The organism is Ramlibacter sp. (assembly GCF_035554825.1).
Lineage (GTDB): Bacteria > Pseudomonadota > Gammaproteobacteria > Burkholderiales > Burkholderiaceae_C > Ramlibacter.
This window is the reverse complement of sequence record NZ_DATMHS010000028.1, coordinates 1-4,630: the sequence shown is the minus strand read 5'-3', so window position 1 is coordinate 4,630 and position 4,630 is coordinate 1. Positions and strand designations below refer to the sequence as shown.

Here is a 4,630-nt window from a genome sequence, read left to right as displayed (position 1 = left end):
CAGCCCTCCTTCTGGATGCCCGGCAGGCCGGACAGGAACTTGTCGGTGACGTCCTTGCCCAGGCCTTCCTTGCGGAAGCGCACGCCGGGGATCTCCAGGCGCTCGCTGCGCACCGGCGTCTTGCCGTCGGCCTCGAACCAGCGCAGCCCGAAGCTCGCCACCTCGGCGTCGTGGATCTTGCCCAGGTTGTGGTCCAGGCGCGTGATCTCCAGCCACTGCGCCTGCGGCGTCACCATGCGCCAGGACACCAGGTTGTCCAGCGCCGTGCCCCACAGCACCGCCTTCTTCCCGCCGGCGTTCATCGCGATGTTGCCGCCGATGCAGGAGGCTTCCGCCGACGTCGGGTCGACGGCGAACACGAAGCCGCCGCGCTCGGCGGCGTCGGACACGCGCTGCGTCACCACCCCGGCCTCGGTCCAGATGGTCGGCACCGGCTGGTCGTGGCCGGGCACGGACACCAGTTCCACCTCGGTCATCGCTTCGAGCTTCTCGGTGTTGATGACCGCGCTCTTCCACGTGAGCGGCACGGCGCCGCCGGTGTAGCCGGTGCCGCCGCCGCGCGGGATGATCGTCAGGCCCAGCTCGAAGCAGCCCTTGACCAGGGCCGCCATCTCGGCTTCGGTGTCCGGCGTCAGCACGACGAACGGATACTCCACGCGCCAGTCGGTCGCGTCCGTCACGTGCGACACGCGCGACAGGCCGTCGAACTTGATGTTGTCTTTCGCAGTAACGCGGCGCAGCACCCGTACCGCCTGGCGGCGCAGCCCGGCCACTTCGCGAAAGCTCGCGTCGAAGTCCCGCACCGCCCGGTCGGCCACCCGCAGCAGGTCGCCCACCAGCGCATCGCGCGCCGGGTCGGTCTCGGGCGTGCGCCGCTTGCCGACCTCGGCCAGCCGGTGCTGCAGCGCCTCGACCAGCAGCCGGCGGCGCTTGGGGTTGTCCAGCAGGTCGTCCTGCAGATACGGATTGCGCTGCACCACCCAGATGTCGCCCAGCACTTCGTACAGCATCCGGGCCGAGCGGCCGGTGTGGCGCTCCTGGCGCAGCTGGTTCAGCACCTCCCAAGCCGGCTCGCCCAGCAGCCGGATCACGATCTCGCGGTCGGAGAAGGAGGTGTAGTTGTACGGGATCTCGCGCAGGCGGGGCGCCTCGCCATCGGCGTCGGCCAGGAGTTGGGGAAGCGTGGTGGGTGCGTTCATCGTGTTCAATGCCCGCGAGGCAGCACGGGCGGTCCCGGCGCGGCAACCGGCGGACGGGCGCGGCCCGCCTGCTGTCAGCCGAAGGTGTGCCAAGCGGCGAACGGACGATGGTACCGCAGTGCAGCATGGCGCGTTGCCGGCGCGCACGGGCCCGCTGCCAGCGGCGCGACGTCATGGAAAGCCCGGTTGCGAGCGCCGCTTTGCTTCAGTTCAATCCGGTGTCACAAATCGTTCGTACACTCGACGGTTCCAAGAAGGAGATTTCATGAAGCTTCAACTTTCCGCGGCGGCGCTCGCGCTCGCGCTGGCTGTTCCGGGCGTCCAGGCCCAGACCGAGATCCAGTGGTGGCATTCCATGACGGCGGTCAACGGCCAGTGGGTCAACGACCTCGCCAAGGACTTCAACGCCAGCCAGAAGGAATACAAGGTCGTGCCCGTGTTCAAGGGCAGCTACGACGAGTCGATGACGGCCGCGATCGCCGCGTTCCGCGCCGGCAACGCGCCGCACATCCTGCAGGTGTTCGAGGTGGGCACGGCCACCATGATGGCCAGCAAGGGCGCGGTGGTGCCGGTCGGCAAGGTGATGACCGACGCCGGCTACAAGTTCGACCCCAAGGCCTACGTGCCGGCGGTGGCCGGCTACTACACGGCGCCGAACGGCCAGATGCTGAGCTTTCCGTTCAACAGCTCGACGACCATCTTCTATTACAACAAGGACGCGTTCAAGGCCGCCGGCCTGAACCCGGACCAGCCGCCCAAGACCTGGCCCGAGGTCACGCTGGCCGCGGCCAAGCTCAAGGCGAGCGGCCACAAGTGCCCGATGACGCTGGCCTGGCAGGGCTGGACCCAGCTGGAGAGCTTCTCGGCCTGGCACAACGTGGAGTTCGCCTCCAAGCAGAACGGCCTGGCCGGCCTGGACGCGCGGATGAAGGTCAATTCGCCGCTGCACGTGCGCCACATCGAGAACCTGGCCAACATGGCCAAGCAGGGCCTGTTCATCTACAAGGGCCGCGGCAGCGTCCCGCAGGCCGCGTTCACCTCGGGTGAGTGCGCGATGATCCAGACCTCCGCCGGCTTCTACGGCGACGTCGCCAAGAACGCCAAGTTCGCCTACGGCCTGGCCACCCTGCCCTACTACCCCGACGTGCCGGGCGCGCCGCAGAACACCGTCATCGGCGGCGCCAGCCTGTGGGTGATGTCCGGCAAGAAGCCGGCCGAGTACAAGGGCGTGGCCACCTTCTTCAACTACCTGTCGGATCCGAAGGTGCAGTCCGAGAGCCACAAGCGCACCGGCTACCTGCCGATCACGATGGCGGCCTTCCAGCTGACCGAGAAGTCCGGCTTCTACAAGGAGCACCCGGGCACCGACATCGCCGTCAACCAGATGATCCGCAAGGTCACCGACAAGTCGCGCGGCATCCGCCTGGGCAACTACGTGCAGATCCGCGCCATCGAGGACGAGGAACTCGAACAGGTGTGGTCCGGCAAGAAGACCGCCAAGGAAGCCCTGGACGCCATCGTCACCCGCGGCAACGAGCTGCTGGAGCGCTTCGAGAAAGCCAACAAGGGCTGAGCCCTGGTCCCGCGAAAAGTGGCCGCACCGCGGCCACTTTTTTTTGGGACGCTCATCCAATCGGCGACAATCCTCATCCATGGAAAAACGAGTCGTCTTCCGGTCGACATGGTTGCCGTGGCTGCTGCTGGCCCCGCAACTGCTGGTGATCGGCATCTTCTTCTTCTGGCCGGCAAGCCAGGCGCTGATCCAGTCGTTCCAGCTGCAGGACGCCTTCGGCAGCTCGACCCAGTGGGTCGGCCTGGAGAACTTCGACCGGCTGTGGAACGACCCCTCTTACGTCGAGTCGTTCAAGACCACCGCCGTGTTCTCGCTGCTGGTGGCATCGATCGGCATCAGCCTGTCGCTGCTGCTGGCCGTCTTCGCCGACCGCATCATCCGCGGCGCGATGCTCTACAAGACCATGCTGATCCTGCCGTACGCGGTCGCGCCGGCGGTGGCGGCCGTGCTGTGGGTCTTCATGTTCTCGCCCTCGCTGGGGGTCGTGTCGTACGCCCTCGCCAAGGTCGGCGTCGAATGGAACCACCTGCTCAACGGCACGCACGCCATGACGCTGATCGTGCTGGCTTCGGTCTGGAAGCAGATCTCCTACAACTTCCTGTTCTTCCTGGCGGGCCTGCAGTCGATCCCCAAGTCGCTGATCGAGGCCGCCGCGATCGACGGTGCGCACCCCTGGCGCCGCTTCTGGACGATCCAGTTCCCGCTGCTGTCGCCCACCACCTTCTTCCTGCTGGTGATCAACGTCGTCTACGCCTTCTTCGACACCTTCGCGATCGTCGATGCGGCCACCGGCGGCGGCCCCGGCAAGGAAACCTCGATCCTGGTCTACAAGGTCTACCACGACGGCTTCCGGGCCATGGACATGGGCGGCTCGGCGGCCCAGTCGGTGGTGCTGATGGTGATCGTCATCGCCCTCACGGTGGTGCAGTTCCGCTACGTCGAAAAGAAGGTCCAGTACTGATGCAGATCCACCGCAACCGCCCCAGGGTGGCCCATGATTGAACGCCGTCCCGGGCTCACCGTCCTGTCGCACGTGGTGATGCTGGCCGGCATCGCCCTGGTCGCCTTCCCGCTGTACCTGGCCTTCGTCGCCTCCACCCACACCGCCGCCGAGATCGTGCAGGCGCCGATGCCGCTGCTGCCGGGCTCCAACCTGTGGGCCAGCTACAAGGCCGCCCTGTTCGGCGAGAGCGTCGGGAGCGGCTCGCATGCGCCGGTGGCGCGGATGATGACCGTGAGCCTGATCAACGCGCTGGTCATCACCTTCGGCAAGATCGCGATCTCGCTGCTTTCCGCCTTCGCGGTGGTGTACTTCCGCTTCCCGTTCCGCACCATCTGCTTCTGGGCGATCTTCGTGACGCTGATGCTGCCGGTGGAGGTGCGGATCGGGCCGACCTACCAGGTCGTCTCCGACCTGGGCATGCTCAACACCTATGCCGGCCTGACGATCCCGCTGATCGCCTCGGCCACGGCCACGTTCCTGTTCCGCCAGTTCTTCCTGACGGTGCCCGACGAACTGGTGGAGGCCGCCCGGATCGACGGCGCCGGGCCGATGCGCTTCTTCAAGGACGTGCTGCTGCCGCTGTCGAAGACGTCGATGGCGGCGCTGTTCGTGATCCAGTTCATCTACGGCTGGAACCAGTACCTGTGGCCATTGCTGGCGACGACCTCCGAGGACATGTACACGGTGGTGATCGGCATCAAGCGGATGATCGCCGGCGGCGACGCGGCCAACGCCTGGAACGTGGTGATGGCCACCGCCATCCTCGCGATGCTGCCGCCCGCCCTGGTCGTGGTGCTGATGCAGAAGTGGTTCGTCAAGGGCCTGGTGGATACGGAAAAGTAGATGGCTGCTATG

Annotated in this window: 4 protein-coding genes; 3 read left to right on the top strand and 1 reads right to left on the bottom strand. The window is 66.6% G+C overall.

The features are described from left to right. On the bottom strand, positions 1–1,199 hold a 1,199-nt coding region (locus tag VNT59_RS02655), incomplete at its 3' end, for a DUF3683 domain-containing protein (RefSeq protein ID WP_325496355.1). A gap of 265 nt (positions 1,200–1,464) precedes the next feature. On the opposite strand from VNT59_RS02655, the gene ugpB reads away from it, so the two are divergent. From ugpB to ugpE, 3 genes are all read left to right on the top strand, one after another. Then, positions 1,465–2,772 carry a sn-glycerol-3-phosphate ABC transporter substrate-binding protein UgpB gene (gene ugpB, locus VNT59_RS02650; protein ID WP_325496353.1) on the top strand — a complete coding sequence of 436 codons (1,308 nt, stop codon included), beginning with the start codon at positions 1,465–1,467 and terminating at the stop codon, positions 2,770–2,772. Between the two features lie 79 nt (positions 2,773–2,851). Next, positions 2,852–3,733 (top strand): sn-glycerol-3-phosphate ABC transporter permease UgpA, encoded by an 882-nt coding sequence (gene ugpA / locus VNT59_RS02645; protein ID WP_325496351.1) that lies wholly within the window; start codon positions 2,852–2,854, stop codon positions 3,731–3,733. A gap of 33 nt (positions 3,734–3,766) precedes the next feature. Beyond that, entirely contained in the window at positions 3,767–4,618 is an 852-nt protein-coding gene (ugpE, locus tag VNT59_RS02640; protein WP_325496349.1) for a sn-glycerol-3-phosphate ABC transporter permease UgpE, read from the top strand. Positions 4,619–4,630: the final 12 nt, after the last annotated feature.